This window comes from Flagellimonas marinaquae (assembly GCF_023716465.1).
GTDB classification, from domain to species: Bacteria; Bacteroidota; Bacteroidia; order Flavobacteriales; family Flavobacteriaceae; genus Flagellimonas; species Flagellimonas alginolytica.
This window is the reverse complement of the sequence record NZ_CP092415.1, coordinates 2,463,183-2,479,963: the sequence shown is the minus strand read 5'-3', so window position 1 is coordinate 2,479,963 and position 16,781 is coordinate 2,463,183. Positions and strand designations below refer to the sequence as shown.

The following is a 16,781-nucleotide window of genomic DNA, read 5'->3' as shown; positions in this document are numbered from 1 at the left end:
TAGGGCATCATTTAATTTGTTTTGATTTCATATCAATCGGTAACAAATCGGTCAACAAAATCAAATCGTCAACACTGTTGACCGAATGAAACCCTAAAACACTGGTACATAGTTGATTTGACTTTCATCTTAACGTTTAACCCTAAGATGACAACTATGAAAACATCACACACCTTTTCAATCCTATTCTGGATCAACAAATCACGAGCTATTAAAAATAAAGCGGAAATCTTTGTAAGAGTAACCGCAAATGGGAAAAGAGCCAATATTGGTATTAAGAGAAAGATCGATATTGATCTTTGGGACAACCAAAACAAAAAAGTAAAAGGAAAAACAAAAGAGTCACAAGAAATCAATCGACATTTAAATCTAGTTCAAGCTAGATTATTGAATATTTACCAAGATTTAAAATACAAGGGAGACTTAATAACTCCGCAATTGGTCAAATCACTTTACAACGGAGAAAACATCAACTCCAAAACTCTTTTGGATTTACTGGAACACCATAATAGAAAAATCGAAAACACTCTAGCCCCAGGTACCATTAGAAATTTTGGAATCACCGAGAATTACATTAACAGATTTCTGAAAAACAATTTAAAAACAACTGATGTTTATCTACGTCAACTTAACTACAAGTTCATTTCAGACCTTGAAAGGTTTTTGGTTAATTACTATCCAAAGGGTCATCCCAAGGCTATGAGCCATAATACAGTAATGAAGCATCTTCAAAGGCTTAGAAAAATCATCAATCTTGCTTATCAATTGGAATGGATTGATAGAGATCCCTTTTTGCGTTGGAAACCGACATTTGAACAAAAACAAAGAGAATTCTTAACTGCAAACGAACTAAACAATTTAGAAACCTATAACTTCCTAATTGAGCGATTAGATCGGGTTAGGGACCTTTTCGTTTTCAGCTGTTATACTGGAATCAGTTATTCAGACCTTATGAAGTTGACAAAAATCAATCTAATTGTTGGAACAGATGGTAATAACTGGATTGCTACAAAAAGACTAAAAACGAAAACTTCTGTCAGAGTCCCTCTATTAGGACCAGCCATTAATATTTTGGATAAATACAAAAACCACCCTGTTACATCATACTCAAGAACACTTTTACCAAAAATCAGCAACGAAAAAACCAATCTATATTTAAAAGAGATTGCAGATGCAGTTGGAATTAAAAAGAATTTAACTTTTCATATGGCGCGCCATACATTCGCCACAACAGTGACTTTATCAAATGGTGTACCAATAGAAACGGTATCCAAAATGTTGGGACATACCAAATTGGCCACTACTCAAATTTATGCTCGTGTTTTGGATAAAAAAATATCTGAAGATATGTTGGCTTTACAAAAGAAGCTTAAAATCAAACCAATATTATAACGTTTATTTGAACTTTATCTGTTTCTCAGCAATCTTTCTAGCACAAGCAAAATAACTGTGCCAGAAAAAAAGATAATCGTGGTCCTATTGATATTTTCCATCTTCAAAGGTTCTCCATAATCTTTCAAGGCGTACTGGAGCAAGATTACAATGTCTGCCATTACGAAGATAACTAGGAAATAGGTTACTATTTTGTAAACGTAAGATAAGAACATTGATTGATCGTTTATTTGAACTTTAATTTTATTGTGCCAATCTATTCGTGTTTGGAAGTCTAAAAATCCAAACACCAATTACTATGATTAGTGAATAAATTAATGGCCAAACTGTTTGATCTGTCCATCCCGTTATAAACCCTTCATCAACAATATAAAAAGTAATCCAAACGGATAAAAAGGAATAGATTGAAAGTATCAACTTCCTTCTCCATATTGGTATAGAGGATTTTAAACTTCTCTGTAATAATCCAAAAACAACCATTGCAGGAATTGAAAACAAGGAACCAACCAAGAACATTAAAATAAAAAACTCATAAGATTCAAATATCTCGGAAAGGCTCGAATTATTAATTATAATTCCCAAAACAAGTGCCAACACCAGTGGAGAGGTTATAATTGTTAGAATCCATATTTGAGCAATGTATTTCACCAATAATTTGAATCGTTTATTTGAACTATTGATTGCTTCTATTTAAAACGCTGATCACCAAACGCTTTACTGTTTCCATTTCCTCAGGTTTGCTAGATGCTATAAATAAGGTTAAGCTAGCTAGTGTTTCGTTATTGATTATTGGTTGTTGTTTACTATTAAAAAGCATATTGTTATGTTGCAAGAATTTTAGAAAACATGCTGCCGCAATTCGTTTATTACCATCTACAAATGAATGGTTTTTCACAATCAAGTATAAAAGCATTGCAGCCTTTTCTTCTAATGTCGGATAAAAATCCTTTTCGCCAAAACCCTTTGCGACTTGGCTTAGAGAGCTTTGAAAACTGTTGTCCTTTTCCTTTCCAAATACAGCACTGTCAAATTCAGATTTCATTTGATCCACTACCTCAAAATAAGCCTCTATAGTCGGATAGCTTGCCGCTCTTGCAGTTAATCCTTTGGCATCTAATTGCTCATGGTCGTAATCGTCTAATAAACTTAAACCTTTAGCATAAACTTTAAGCCATTCATTATCTTCTACTTTTTCTTCAATGGCCCTGCTTAATATTTGTATGCCTCCTTTTAAAAGTTGTACTTCTTGCTCCTTTTGGGCCAAACGTTTTTCATTTACAGCGTACCCTTGTATAAGATATTCCTTTAGAATATTGGAAGCCCATATTCTAAATTGTGTACCTCTTTGAGATTTTACCCTATAACCTACAGAAATTATAACATCTAGATTGTACAAGTTAACGTTGGAGGTTTGTGTTTTCCCTGCAATGGCACCGTGTTGAGTGGTTGTCCGGGATTTCCGGACAACCAGTTTTTCATCCAGTTCACCTTCTTTAAAAATGTTTCGTATATGCTCTGAAATCGTACGCTTGTTTTTTTCAAATAGTTGACCCATTTGCGCTTGGGTTAACCAAACGGTATCTTGTTCAAATTGAACATTAATTTGAGTGGAACCGTCATTGGCCTGATAAATCTCTATTTGCTTATCCGTATTCATATAGTTATGAACTGAAACCTTCTGTTTGAGATAATTTTTGTTTAATCACTTTCAGTCGTTAGTTATCGTTTATTTGAACTTTGATTTGCCCCCACTACCTCTTAATAAGTTAGTGAGAAATGTCCAGAAAAGATTCGGCCATTTCCCAGATCTGCCTTAAACCAATAATCACTGGGCATCATCTTTTCGTTATTATAAAAGCCATCCCATCCTAAATCAAAAGATGATAATTGGGTCAATAATTTACCATATCTATCAAAAATAAATACTTTCAGGTCAGGGAAAGCCTCAATTCCATGGATATGCCAAAAGTCATTGTAGCCATCATTATTTGGTGTGAAAAATTTTGGATAGTCAATTAGGGTTATTTCATCTGAATCTTCTCCGCAACCTTCTTTGTCTCGAACGAAAACGGTATGTGAACCACCATGAACATTTGAAAAATAATTACTGTCCTGATAATTTATGCCATCAATGGAGTATTCGAAATCACCATCACCAGAAGCGATAATTTCAATGAAATTATTTCCAAGTTCGCCATGATTTACTTTTTCAATTACAGGTGGAACAGAACGTACAAGCTTAAAATTGAAGACATTTTCACATACAATTCCATTCTCATCCTGATTGACAGTTAGCGTATAGCTTCCTTCTTCCACAATTTCCGCATTGTTTGTATCTGAAATCTGCGTGCCACCTTCAGAAGTCCAACGATAAGAGTCAAACCCAGGATTAACATTTAAAGATATTGATGGTTCCAAATTGCAAATGAAATATTCATCTTCCAAGTCGATTTCGGGTAGGGCCGTTACGATCAAATCAAAAGATGTTTCTGAATAACAAATAGAGTTAGTTGCATTTTCGACCCTTACACCGATAGTTTGTGAAAATGGTTCTGTATTTTGGAACAGTATAGGCAATGGACTTGGAAGCAAGTTTTTGTCCGAATCATAAAAGGTTACCTCCAAACCGGATTGATTTCCAATGAGTTGTTGTTCTATATTAGAAGTGTCAAATTCACTATATCCATTCCCTAAATCGCAGCTATATAAGTTATCGGGTTGGTTTATTTTTGGTTGTGCCGAGGTTTTTAACTCCAGTATGGTCTCGGCAAAACAAGTTGTAACATTGTCGGTAACCCTCACCGTTATATGTTCATTGTACATAATGGTGTTTGTGTAAGGATTTGGTAGAGGGCTTGGCAATTGATTTCCATCTTGGTCAAAATAAGTAACCCTTTTTCCGGTTTGCCCATTGAGCACTTGGGTTTCTATGTTGGATGTGTCAAAATACTCCGAGATGCCATCATCGTTGTCATCACATCCATTTAAAATCTCTAATGGGTTGGCTACGGGCAAAGGATGTACCACCAAATCAAAAGTGGTTTCCAGAAAGCAGTTTGTACTTAGATCGGTTATTTTTGCCATAATTGTCTCTTGATGAGATACCGTATTAAATATGGTATTTGGTAATGGATTGGGCAATTGTTGTCCATCTTCATGGAAAAATTCAACTAACATTCCTGTTTGTCCATTTAACAAATCATCCGTTACATTACTGAGGTCAAACTCGGAAATTCCGTCATAGTCATCATCGCAGACATATAGATTGCCAATTGTGGTTATTTCTGGAATTGAATTGACAATTAGGTCAAACTGTACCTCTGTAAAACAAGTCAAGTTATCAGTATATGCCACTCTAGCGATAATTGTTTCTTGCCCAAGAAGCGTATTGGACATGGGATTGGGAAGGGGACTTGGCAATTCAACACCATTGCCATCAAAGTACTTTATGGTAACCCCCAACTGGTTTCCTATCAAATCATTTTCTATTGAAGATGTGTCAAATGAGTTTGAAATTTGTCCGCCAAAAACGTCCTCACAAGCATAAATATCCGGAATTTGACGTGCCATTGGGGTATCTGTAATAACAACTTCAACATGAATAATTTCTGACTCCGTTCCACAGGTCACCTCGGCAGTGACACTATAGGTTCCTTTAGTGGTGAATATATGACTTGGATTATTTAGGGTTGAGGTATTATCGGTTCCTGACGTAGGATCATCAAAGTCCCAAATGATGGAATCAAAATCACCGTTGATTTCAAACTCAGTTACGTCTGAAACGCACGTGTTTTCAATGGATATTACACCCTCAGCATCAGTTTTGTCTAAAATATGTTTATAATATAAAACGTCCCTTGCATTGTTTCCACTGTTGTTATCTATGATATTTCCATTGATTGTCATTGGAAAACTCATAAAAGAAGATGACATATGAATACTTCCATTGTGAGCAACTATGGGTCCTGCAAGATCATAATATGGTGATGAGTCATAATATTGCTCACCAGTTGATCTGAGAATTAATTCTGAAGAAAAATTCGTTAAATCTATCTTGTGCAAAATCAAATCCACATTGTAATCATTGTGAATTGTTTGAGAAGTACTTAAGGTTTGATCACCAATTTCAATTTCATTTCTAAAACTTGATAAAATATATAGATTGGAACCTTCGTGTGCCAGAAAGCTTCTCTGTTCAACACTGCCAATGCCATTCCCCACCGATTGTAAAAATCCACAATTGTCAATGACCGTATAATTATCCAAATCACCGTTAATTTTGGAAATTTCCATTATTACACTTCCAATAGTACAGTCATTACTGACCGTTATTGAGTTATTGTAAAAGTTTGCGGCCATTTTGTACTTGGCCCATACATACAATTTTTGATTCGATGTATTATAGTAAATGGTCATGGGTTGAAATGACCTTTCAGCTGGATTATTTGATAATTCTTGCGACCAAACTAAGTCAAGAGAAGAATTAATTTTGTACAAGTGCGAAATATGATTGGTATAATCCGTGAAGAACCCGGTTAAATAAATATTTCCGTTTTCATCAATTTGCGAATCAAAAAATGTTTCATTGTAATTTCCACCAAAATGTTCCGAATCTATTAGGTTACCTGCAAGGTCGTATTTTGCTGCAAAATATTGACTTCCATATCCATTGGGAATTGTCAATCCTATATTTGTGTTTATTGATTGGTCAATTTGTCCGACAACAAAAAGATTGTTCATCCAAATGTGGATTTTGCGATTTAAGTGCTTTTCATCACTGAACTTTTTTGCCCATTCAACATCTCCATTTGCGTTCAGCCTTACTAAGCTGCTTCCTTGCTCGATAACTACCCCGTTAATGTTGCGATTGTTTCCATAATTTGAAACAACTGTATAAATATTGTCATTGTTATCTATTGTCGCATCTCGGATAAACATTCCACTTGGAGCAAGTACATTATTAGTCCATATAACATTGCAGTCAAAATCATATTTACGAATGGTGCTATTACTAGACTGATCAGTATATATTAATATAATTCCATCGGAAGCCTTGTCGATATCTAAAACAACATCTTCAACATGACCTCCAATACTTTGTCCGCAATCAAAACATTGTGAGTATGAAGAAATTGAGTATACCAATAAAAGTAAAAATAAGTTAAGTTTCATTTGGTTTTTTAGCTTGTTGCCTACTTACTTATATGGGCAAGTACATCCTATCTGCCCAAATTGGAATAAAATTGATGTGTGATCAGCTAATACTGGAATCGTTCAATAGGATTTTTATAAATGTAGGAAAATTCCATTTATAAAAAATTGGGTTTTCGATGAAAAGAGGTTAAAACAGTCAATCTGTATTGAGAAATAGAACTTTATTATAGGGGTAATAAAGGGTCTAAATGGGAAACCAATTAAGTGTACCGAAAAAGTAAACTCCTTAGAATCAATGAACTTGTTTAAGAGTGAAAGTTCAATAAAACGGTGCCTAAAAAACCTGGTCTTGAAATAGAAATCGATATAAAAGCGAACGAAACGGAGTGAAGTGCTGCAAGCCCCAAATCTTGCCAAACTAATTTACTGAGCGAGGCAACTTTTTCTATTCATAGGATATGTTCTTCTCATCGCGTTTTGGAATCCAAAAATCTATGCCTTTAAGTTTATATCTTTCCAACCTTCCCTCCCGTTATTTTAAGCTTTAGATTGCTTTTCCATAGGCCCAATTTTGATTTTTCGTCAAATTGCGTCAATTTTTTCGTCAAAAATTTCCAATGTTTATAGGGCTTCCCAAAGGATTTACTGTAGATTTCGGAAAAATCTACTGTAACCCCGGTTTGGGTATAGTATTCCAAAATCATTTCAATTAACTGGTTTTCAATGTGTTGAAAACCCTAAAACAACTGTGATAGCGCAAATTGCGCATCACCCTCTTGCTATTCGTTTTTTCACGCGAGCGTGAAAACCCAAATACCTTTCTTTGGTGTGCCAAGCCATCAATAAATTCAGTTTTTTTATTAGGAGATGTTGATTGAACTTATCTTTCCAAACACTACAAAAAACCGATAGAGACCAATTGCAAAAGTTGAAGGTAAGACTCAGGGCTTCAAAACTGACCAATGACTTATCAGGATTCTAATTATTTCAAAATGGGCTTACTCTTGTTTGAGGTTATTTCAAACATTTAAAATTATTATCTTTATATCGAAAGTTGAATCATCAAGAATTACGACCAAATTAAAAGACAGTAATTCGGTCAACAGTTTTTGTAAGGTCTTAAAATCCTTTAAATATAGGGCTTGCGGAATGAGGTTTGAATCCTGCCGCGGTCACAGAAAAGGAGCTATTAAAAATAGCTCCTTTTTATTTTTGGCACCCCTGTATATTGATCACCTACATTTCCAATCGTATTACTTATCTATCCTTAACGGTATTTCAATATAACCATCCCCATACCATTTAATGATCAAAGGCTCTTTCGCATCATTGATGGTTTCTTCGCTGACATTTTTTCCCGTTCCATAATTTATTTCCGTAAAGGGTTCTTTGTTTCCGTTGACGACCACTACCAAACGACTGCCCTTGCTTATCTTTTTACTGGTGATCCGCACAATGCCAAAAGGAAGTTTTGTTTTCTTGTTGGGTATCAACAACTGCCGTTTCTCAAGACTATGCGCAAAACTGGCTCTAGCCTTATAGGGCAAGGTCAAGGCAAAGAATTTACCATCTGGGGTCTGTTCAAACAAGACTACCGTATAATCAAAATCTTTTTTGTTAATGGACACCGAAATTTCGCCACCAAAGGATCCGTTCAATTCAACATCGGATTCAAAAGGTTGGGTGATAAAAGAAAAACCACCGCCAACCATAAGGCTATCCGCAACAATTGCCCGCCATCCACTCGAATTCCAAGTTCGATTGCTACGGTCTGTGAAATCTATGACCTGTTCCAAATATTCGCTGGAATCCAAGGGTTGCTGGGAGAGAGTGTAATGTTCATCCTTGTCATTGTTTCCCGTTCCAAACAAAGATGCGAAAGTTACACCCGAACGCCCATTGCCCACATAATACTTTAAAGTATCAGTTGCCATGGCCTGCAAAGAAGGGGCATGACCCCATTTGTTCGCTCCCATTACCTGATAATTGATTTTATCCTGTAACAATGCTGGTTTGGCTTTTCCTTTTAAAATATGATCAAACCACTCAAAGATCAAGCTTGTGATATCAATTTGGGCCACTGGATCAATATCGTATCCCATAATATGACTATTAGGTTTCTCCTGGGCCCCAAAATGGGTGTAGGGTCCAATCACTAGATAATGTGCTGCATTTGTATTGAATTTGGTATGTTCTTTTAAATAATACTGTGTTCCCACTTGCCCCCCATCATAATATCCAGTCGTGGCCAAAACAGGAATATTGATATGGGCAAATTCTTCTTTGTAGGGCATCATGTTTTGCCAATAATCATCATATGTTGGGTGTAATAAGCGCTCTCGAAACTGTGGATTGGGCAATCCATCCAAGCTATCCATTGCTTTGTAAGCTACGCCGGTTTCAAACCATTTCATGTTCAAATTGTTCCAACGTTGCCAATTGTTATACAATGTGGTGTCCAAATACTTGTTGTTGGACACATAATGGTTCCAAGGATAATGAAAGTTCCAATGAATGCCATTCTCCATAGGTTCGGCTATACCGGGTGCTGCCGAAACGGAGGGCACAATAGTTTTAAGCGCTGGATGCACCTTGTGCTTTACCGCGGCCCATTGGGTAAACCCGACGTAACTTCCACCGTACATCCCCACCTTTTGATTGCTCCAATCCTGTTTGCTGATCCAGTCGATTACTTCATACGCATCTTTTGCCTCATATTTATAGGGTACAATCGAATCCGGGCTCAATCCTTTGCCTCGGGTGTACGAAACCACACCTATATACCCATGGTCGGCCGCCATCTTTGCCCTGTCCAGGTCATTTTTACGGGCATAAATGGTGTGGAACAAAATAGTTGGGGCTGGCTCCTCCAATTCGGAATTTCGAACGATGACTGCGTGGATATTTGCGCCATCGGCTGTTGGGATCAAAATACTATCCTGAACCAGATAGGATAAATTATTTTCGGTAATGATTCTAGGGGGCCGAACTTGATTTTGCTCCTTGCAAGAAGCGAAAAAAACAAGGACTATTGCAATACCAAAAGCTATTAAACTGATTGATTTTTTCATTTTGATTGATGTTAGGATTGGGACATAGATGTCCTACTGCTGTATGCTTTTTTTGTTCGTTTTTGAATGTAATTGTTTGTAAATGGCTACAAACTATTTCGTTTTTTGAAGCTTACGGATTGCCTACTCGATAGATCAACAATTTCCCCCGTGGTCAATACAAGTCGTAGTTTGTGATTAAAATAGGGCTGAATTTCCTTAATGTACTCGGTGTTGATGATCTGACTTCTATTTGCCCTAAAAAAAATATCGGGGTCCAATCTCTTCTCCAATTGGTTCAACGAGCGTTTGATCATAGGTTTTTCATCACCAAAATATAGCCGCGCATAGTTGTCCATGGACTCGATTAAACTAACCTCCGCCAATGCAATAAAGTACACCTTTTCGCCATCTTTAATAAAGATTTTTTGATGGCTCGCCAAGGGTACCTTCTGCTCTTCTTCCTGCTTTTTAAACTCAAGCTTTACTTTTTCGATGGTTTTGGCAAAACGTTCTTCCCGAAGCGGTTTTACCAAATAATCCAGTGCATTTACTTCAAAGGCCTGAACCGCATATTGATCATAGGCAGTCGTGAACACCACTTCTGGGACAGTTCCCAACTCCTCCAATAAATCAAAACCTGATTTTCCGGGCATGTGGATGTCCAAAAAAATGAGGTCCGGCTGTTCCTTTTCCACCAATACTTTGGCTACTTCCACATTGTTTGCCTCCCCAATTATGGTAAATTCCGGATAGTGTTCCAGTGCTCTTCGTACCTCTTCACGAGCCAAGCGTTCATCATCTATGATCAATGTTCTATAGTTGCCCATTATTTTTCAATTGGAATTAGTAAAGTGGCCAGAACCACATTTTCCGAAGGGGTTTCAATCTCGATCTTCGCTAGACCATCATATTGCAACAAAAGGCGTTCACTTAGATTTTTAAGCCCTACTCCCGCATCTTCTCCTTTTAAGAAGACCCCAGGATTCTTTACCTGAACCACGACATAACCCTCCTTTTTTTGAACTGAAATATCTACCGTACCTCCTTGTATTTGTTTGTCCACCCCATGCTTTATGGCGTTCTCCACCAATAGTTGGATACTCAAAGGTGGAATTTTTACTTTATCGAGGGATTTGTCAAGGTTCATATTAATGGTCAATCGTTCTTCAAACCGAAGCTTTTCCAACTCCACATAATCGTTTACCAAAGCCATTTCTTCGGCTATGGAAATGGTCAAGTGCTCCTTATCGTAGAGCGATGTACGCAATAGATCGGACAACAAATCGATGGCCCTTCTTGCTCCAGTCGGGTTCTCAACAACCAGCGCCTTGATCGAGTTCAAAGAATTGAACAAGAAATGAGGATTGAGCTGCGCCGATAAATTATCCAACTGAGTTTGCTTTGCTTTGATGGTAAGTTGGGCATTTACTTTTGTCGTATTTACTTCTCTCATATAAAAATGATACGCGTGATAGGCCAGTACCCAAATTGCCATATGCCTCAAACCTGTGATCAAAACTGGGTTCCAAACCAAGATATTTTCCACAAAGACATTTACCTCATTGACCAAATAGATATATGCCGATGTTTTTAAATTCATGAGCTGCATAAACAAAACGGCCAAAACGAATATGGATGGTATGAGCTTTTTCAACAATGGTCTAATGCCCATTTGATACCATTTAAAATGCAATGCTATGATCCTATATGCGTGGGTAAGCCCAATGCAGATGGAAACATCGAGCACATAGTTGATCATGGCATGGGAAACGGTAAATTGGTCTCTGTCCAGTGCAATATAAAGCCACAACAAGGATACCACGCCCCAACCTATAAGTTGGCATTTCCAATAAAGTGATAATCCCATATGTGTGTCTTTATTTTCCAATGCTCGTATTTGAAATGTACTTTATCCTAAAAAAAATATTACTCCCCGGCTTTTGAATAACTGGTCAATTCATTGGTATACAAACCATAACCATCATCATTTATATGTTTGATGTATGTTTTCAATGCTGGGGCATACCACCAAATATCGGTCATCTCACCCTTAAAACCTCTTGAATTTGTCACAATCCCTTTATATTCAATTTTATAGGCCTCGAATTTCCCTGCTTCTACATTCAGTTCTTCAAAAGAAACAACTTCAACATCCTGACTGGTCTTTCCGGTGGTTCCCTCGTTGTTCGCCCATTCCGAAACATACTTCCACTTTTTTCCTACTTGCAAAGGCCAACTCCTAAATGGTGTACTGCTCTGGTTTTTATTTATTTCAGTTGGAATTTGAAGGGTATCCGTTCCGTTCCAAAGCCCCAAAGTACTCTTGTATTTAACAACTTCTTGTACATCCTCGCCTTCTGCCCGAACTTCACCATCTACTTTTCGTTCCCATTTCCAAGTCCATTTTTCTCCCATTTGGTAATCTTTCACAATGGGTTCATTGGTCTTTTTTGATGCACAGCTAGTGAAAATCAATACCAATACAAGTTTTACAATTACTCCTTTTCTCATTTGTTCGTTTTTTGATTGATGAATAACTTGATACAAAGCAATGAAAATCACCCTGCTCTGTATAGTAAAAGTACAGGAGTGCAGGTTTATGGGGTTAAATGGCAGAAAATAGTTGGTAACCCGACGTACCAATAATGAAAATGGGAAATATATTATTGCGATTATGTTGCATTTAAATTGTAATTACCTATTTTTGCGACTGTGTTGCGTTATTTTAATGTGAGCATACTTTCCCTATCAAAATAGGTATATGAAAAAAAATAAAACAGCGCTTATAGAGGAAATTGGCGACATGCACCGATCCTCTTCTGTAGAAACTCCTTTACGAGATGATGCTTTTATCAAAAGTGATGAGGAAAAAATAAAAAACATCCAAGCACATTTTAAACAGATAATGGAAGAGTTAGGGCTGGATCTGACCGACGACAGTCTTTCCGGAACACCGTACCGTGTTGCCAAAATGTACGTTAAGGAACTCTTTTATGGTCTTAACCCTATAAACAAACCAAAACTTTCCACATTCCAGAACAAGTATGGGTATAAAAAAATGCTGATAGAACAAAATATCACCATTGATTCTGCCTGTGAACACCATTTTTTACCCATTACCGGTCATGCGCATGTGGCGTACATTCCCAACGAAAGGGTAATAGGCCTATCCAAAATAAATAGGTTGGTGAACTATTATGCACATAGACCTCAAGTACAGGAGCGATTGTGCAAGCAAATCTTGGAAGATTTACAAATAACATTGAACACCCGTAGTGTAATTGTAATGATAACGGCCAAGCACCTTTGCGTCTCTTCCCGTGGTATAAAGGATATATCCAGTTCAACCATTACCATCGAATATGGTGGGGACTTTGAAAAACCAGCAACCAGGAATGAATTCCTTAATGCGCTCAACAAAGAAAACGGAGAATAAAATTGTTATCGGTAAAGTTTGAACGCAGAAAAGGAAATGAGAAACATGGCCTACCCTAGTAGTCATAGTCTAAAAAATACCCACAATAAAACATGAACAAAACCAACAAATTGCCCGTAACCATATTAAGTGGATTTCTTGGGGCCGGTAAAACAACATTGCTCAACCACATTTTACACAATAAGGCCGGCCTAAAGGTAGCTGTGATCGTAAACGATATGAGCGAGGTTAATGTTGACGCTGAATTAGTTAAAAACGAAAACACCTTATCCAGAACAGAAGAAAAACTTGTAGAAATGAGCAATGGCTGTATTTGCTGTACATTGCGCGAAGATCTAATGATCGAGGTAGAACGCTTGGCCAAGGAAAACCGGTTCGATTATCTATTGATCGAAAGTACAGGTATCAGCGAACCTGTGCCTGTTGCGCAGACCTTCTCATTTGTGGACGAGGAACAGGGAATAGATCTTTCCCGTTTTAGTTATATAGATACCATGGTCACCGTTGTGGATGCCTTCAACTTTTTCAAGGATTTTGGAAGTCCCGAAACCCTTATGGACAGGAGCCTTACGGATATTGAAGGTGATTATCGAACCATCGTAAACCTACTGACCGATCAAATAGAGTTTGCCAATGTAATCGTTTTGAACAAAACAGACCTGGTCTCCGAAGAGCATTTGGGAGTCCTAAAAGCATCCATTCAAAAATTGAATCCTTCCGCATGTATTATCGAATCCAGTTTTAGCAAAGTTGATCCAAATAAAATCTTGAATACAGGACTCTTCAATTTTGAAGAAGCTGAACAAAGCGCCGGATGGATAGAAGAATTAAATAAGGAAGAACACACCCCGGAAACCGAGGAGTATGGGATAGGTTCTTTTGTTTATAGAAGTAAAAAGCCCTTCGATCCCATAAGATTTTGGGACTATGTTTCACAAAAATTCCCCCATACCATAATAAGGAGCAAGGGTTTGTTCTGGGTTGCCTCAAGACCGGAACAAGCTCTGGTATGGAGTCAGGCCGGAGGTTCGTTAAGAGCCGACAGCGCAGGGCTTTGGTGGAGCAGTATACCTTTCAACAAAAGGATACAGTTTATGTCCTTTGCACAAAATCAACAGCAAATAGAAGCAGAATGGGACCCAAAATTCGGTGACAGAAAAAATGAAATTGTTTTTATAGGGCAAAACATGGACCAACAGTTGATTGCACAGAGCCTGAACGCATGCTTGGCTACAGACGAGGAGCTTTCTACCAAAAAATGGCAAAGTGGCTATGATGACGAATGGCCCGTCCAAAGAGTCCATCTTATGGAATAATTGATTCCAAAACCTTATTGACCTTTGACCATATCCGTGGTATAATTTCTAAACCATCGCATTAAACCTTTGTATTCAAATGAAAAACTTATTTCCCCTCCTATTGTTGTTCACATCGATGTTAACGGCCCAAAACCAAAGGATAAAAATATCCGGCTCTGTTACGTCGCATGGCAATCCAATACCCTTTGCTACAGTTTATATGGAGGGCGATACCCAAGGTGCGAGTGCAGATTTTGACGGATATTACGAACTGGAAGTCCCAACCACCTCTGGCATAATCGTAGTTCAGGCCCAAGGATACAGAACCTTACGGCAAGAAGTGAATCCAGTTCAAAAACAACAATTCAATTTTGAAATGATCGAGGACGCGCTGGGACTCGAGGAAGTAGTGGTAAGTGCCACAAGAAACCGAGTAGAAAGAAAAAGCACTCCCGTTGTTGTTTCTTCCATTAAACCCCGCTTATTGGCGGCGACCCAGTCTCCTACCCTCGCAGAAGGATTGAACTTTGCCCCCGGTGTTAGAGTGGAGACCAATTGCCAAAACTGTGGTTTTACCCAAGTTAGATTAAACGGCCTCGAAGGTGGATATACGCAAATATTGCTCAATAGCAGGCCCATATTCTCATCCTTATTGGGGGTGTATGGACTAGAACAGATTCCTACGAATATAATCGAAAGGATAGAAGTCGTAAGAAGCGGAGGTTCCGCTCTCTATGGCTCCAATGCAATTGCCGGAACCGTAAATGTTATAACCAAAGACCCTGTTTTGAATACTTGGGAAATTGGCAGCAATTTGGCGTTGGTAGACAGGGACGCAGTTGACCGTAATGTAAACTTTAATGCCTCTATTATATCCGATGACCTATATAGTGGTATAACACTCTTTGGCGCGTATCGTAACCGAGATGCCTACGATGCCAATGATGATGGCTTTACCGAAATGGTGGAACTACGGAACACCACCGTTGGCGCAAAAGCATTTTACAGACCAAGTGACCTAAGCAGGATTTCCATCAACTTAAATGCCATAAAAGAATTTAGACGAGGAGGTAACCGGCTGGATTTGGCCCCACAGTTTACCGATATCACAGAACAGTTAGACCACGATACTTTTATAGGCGGTACAGAATATGAAATAAACAGTAAGAATCGCTCCAATAAGTTCCAAGTTTACACTTCGGCATCGTACACCAACCGAAAGAGCTACTACGGAGGTCTAGGGGGTGGACGAACACGTCAAGATAGTACCTTGGCGAACAATGCCTACGGTACCACCAAGGACCTTGCTTGGGTTAATGGCATACAATACACCAAAATCTTTAAAAACGGTGATGTGCTAACGACCGGATCGGAATACATCCATAGCAACACAGAAGATGGCATACCTGGATACAATAGACGTGTAGATCAAAGTGTAAATTCATTGGGGGCCTATGCACAATACGAATGGAAACCTACCGAAAAGTTCACTGCCTTGTTGGGAGCTCGATTGGATAACATAAAGGTTGATGGTCTTTATACCATTGGTAATATTTCCAGAGATGTGGATATTAGTCAAACCGTTCTTTCCCCAAGGTTGACCATATCCTATCTTTTAACGGATGAATTGCGTTTTCGCGGAGGGTACGCCCGAGGCTTTAGGGCACCTCAGGCATTTAACGAGGACCTTCATATTTCCAGTGTGGGCGGCGAGCCATTGTTTGTTATTCTGTCGGATGACCTGGAAACCGAATATTCCAATGCCTATACAGCTTCATTAAATTATTCCAAAACCAAGGGTCTACTGCAATTCGATGCCCTACTCGAAGGATTTTACACCACCATACAAGATCCGTTTACAACAGTGAGTACAGGCGCCACGCTTGCCAATGGTTCTATTTTGGAAGAAGTTCGAAATGGTTCTGGGGCAAAAGTATATGGCTCCAATTTTGAATTGGGGCTTTCGCCGGACCCTAAGTGGCGGTTTCAGTTGGGCGGCACATTGCAACAATCTAAATATAATAATACTCAAATTCTTTTTGAAAGTGATGGCACCCTTGGAGAAACCGACATCATCATAGATGAGTTTGTCCGAAACCCTAATCTATATGGCTACGCGAATACCTCTTGGATTCCGAATACAGCTTTTAATATAGACCTTACCGGGACCTATACAGGTAGAATGACCGTTCCCTTGGTCATCAGTGATACTGGATTTTTACAGTTAAATGAAGTGGATGCCTTTTTTGACCTCAATATTAAATTGGAAAGTCACTGGGATTTTAACGATGATTTTATGATCACCCTCTTTGGAGGTGTCAAAAATATTTTTGACAGTTATCAGAACGATTTTGATTCGGGACCGACCCGTGACTCGGACTATGTCTATGGACCCGCTGCCCCAAGATCCGTATTTGCAGGAATCAAAATTGGAAAGTTACATTAACA

Annotated in this window: 11 protein-coding genes; 4 read left to right on the top strand and 7 right to left on the bottom strand. The window is 38.2% G+C overall.

Features of this window, described 5'->3' with window-relative positions; translation table 11 throughout:
• The first annotated feature begins 156 nt into the window (after positions 1–156).
• A complete protein-coding gene (locus MJO53_RS11070; RefSeq protein ID WP_252079120.1) occupies positions 157–1,392 on the top strand; it encodes a site-specific integrase in 1,236 nt (411 codons plus the stop codon).
• Between the two features lie 243 nt (positions 1,393–1,635).
• Here MJO53_RS11070 and MJO53_RS11065 read toward each other — a convergent pair whose 3' ends face one another.
• From MJO53_RS11065 to MJO53_RS11035, 7 genes are all read right to left on the bottom strand, one after another.
• A complete protein-coding gene (locus MJO53_RS11065) occupies positions 1,636–2,040 on the bottom strand; it encodes a hypothetical protein (RefSeq protein WP_252079119.1) in 405 nt (134 codons plus the stop codon).
• Positions 2,041–2,065: 25 nt separating this feature from the next.
• On the bottom strand, positions 2,066–3,049 hold the full coding sequence (rhuM, locus tag MJO53_RS11060) for a virulence protein RhuM/Fic/DOC family protein (protein WP_252079118.1): 984 nt from the start codon (positions 3,047–3,049) through the stop codon (positions 2,066–2,068).
• A 101-nt stretch (positions 3,050–3,150) separates the two neighbouring features.
• Positions 3,151–6,564, bottom strand: coding sequence for a T9SS type B sorting domain-containing protein (locus tag MJO53_RS11055; protein ID WP_252079117.1), 3,414 nt, complete (start codon positions 6,562–6,564; stop codon positions 3,151–3,153).
• A 1,235-nt stretch (positions 6,565–7,799) separates the two neighbouring features.
• The gene (locus MJO53_RS11050; RefSeq protein WP_252079116.1) at positions 7,800–9,617 is read right to left on the bottom strand and encodes a CocE/NonD family hydrolase; all 1,818 of its coding nucleotides are present in this window, start codon (positions 9,615–9,617) and stop codon (positions 7,800–7,802) included.
• Positions 9,618–9,703: 86 nt separating this feature from the next.
• A complete protein-coding gene (locus MJO53_RS11045; RefSeq protein WP_252079115.1) occupies positions 9,704–10,426 on the bottom strand; it encodes a LytR/AlgR family response regulator transcription factor in 723 nt (240 codons plus the stop codon).
• Positions 10,426–11,466 (bottom strand): sensor histidine kinase, encoded by a 1,041-nt coding sequence (locus MJO53_RS11040; protein WP_252079114.1) that lies wholly within the window; start codon positions 11,464–11,466, stop codon positions 10,426–10,428. Before MJO53_RS11040 ends, MJO53_RS11045 begins: the two co-directional genes overlap by 1 nt.
• Before the next feature lie 59 nt (positions 11,467–11,525).
• A complete protein-coding gene (locus MJO53_RS11035; protein ID WP_252079113.1) occupies positions 11,526–12,110 on the bottom strand; it encodes a hypothetical protein in 585 nt (194 codons plus the stop codon).
• Positions 12,111–12,360: 250 nt separating this feature from the next.
• Here MJO53_RS11035 and folE point away from each other — a divergent pair, with 250 nt between their 5' ends.
• The 3 genes from folE to MJO53_RS11020 all read left to right on the top strand — a co-directional run bounded on the left by folE (position 12,361) and on the right by MJO53_RS11020 (position 16,779).
• A complete protein-coding gene (gene folE / locus MJO53_RS11030; protein WP_252079112.1) occupies positions 12,361–13,035 on the top strand; it encodes a GTP cyclohydrolase I FolE in 675 nt (224 codons plus the stop codon).
• Between the two features lie 92 nt (positions 13,036–13,127).
• Positions 13,128–14,351: a GTP-binding protein gene (locus tag MJO53_RS11025; RefSeq protein WP_252079111.1), complete on the top strand. Its 1,224-nt coding sequence runs from the start codon at positions 13,128–13,130 to the stop codon at positions 14,349–14,351.
• A gap of 79 nt (positions 14,352–14,430) precedes the next feature.
• On the top strand, positions 14,431–16,779 hold the full coding sequence (locus MJO53_RS11020) for a TonB-dependent receptor (protein ID WP_252079110.1): 2,349 nt from the start codon (positions 14,431–14,433) through the stop codon (positions 16,777–16,779).
• The last annotated feature ends 2 nt before the right edge of the window (positions 16,780–16,781 follow it).

Coding starts and splice junctions, on each gene's coding strand:
- MJO53_RS11070 (WP_252079120.1), top strand. CDS start 157: ATGAAAACATCACACACCTTTTCAATCCTATTCTGGATCAACAAATCA.
- rhuM (WP_252079118.1), bottom strand. CDS start 3,049: ATGAATACGGATAAGCAAATAGAGATTTATCAGGCCAATGACGGTTCC.
- MJO53_RS11055 (WP_252079117.1), bottom strand. CDS start 6,564: ATGAAACTTAACTTATTTTTACTTTTATTGGTATACTCAATTTCTTCA.
- MJO53_RS11050 (WP_252079116.1), bottom strand. CDS start 9,617: ATGAAAAAATCAATCAGTTTAATAGCTTTTGGTATTGCAATAGTCCTT.
- MJO53_RS11045 (WP_252079115.1), bottom strand. CDS start 10,426: ATGGGCAACTATAGAACATTGATCATAGATGATGAACGCTTGGCTCGT.
- MJO53_RS11040 (WP_252079114.1), bottom strand. CDS start 11,466: ATGGGATTATCACTTTATTGGAAATGCCAACTTATAGGTTGGGGCGTG.
- MJO53_RS11035 (WP_252079113.1), bottom strand. CDS start 12,110: ATGAGAAAAGGAGTAATTGTAAAACTTGTATTGGTATTGATTTTCACT.
- folE (WP_252079112.1), top strand. CDS start 12,361: ATGAAAAAAAATAAAACAGCGCTTATAGAGGAAATTGGCGACATGCAC.
- MJO53_RS11025 (WP_252079111.1), top strand. CDS start 13,128: ATGAACAAAACCAACAAATTGCCCGTAACCATATTAAGTGGATTTCTT.
- MJO53_RS11020 (WP_252079110.1), top strand. CDS start 14,431: ATGAAAAACTTATTTCCCCTCCTATTGTTGTTCACATCGATGTTAACG.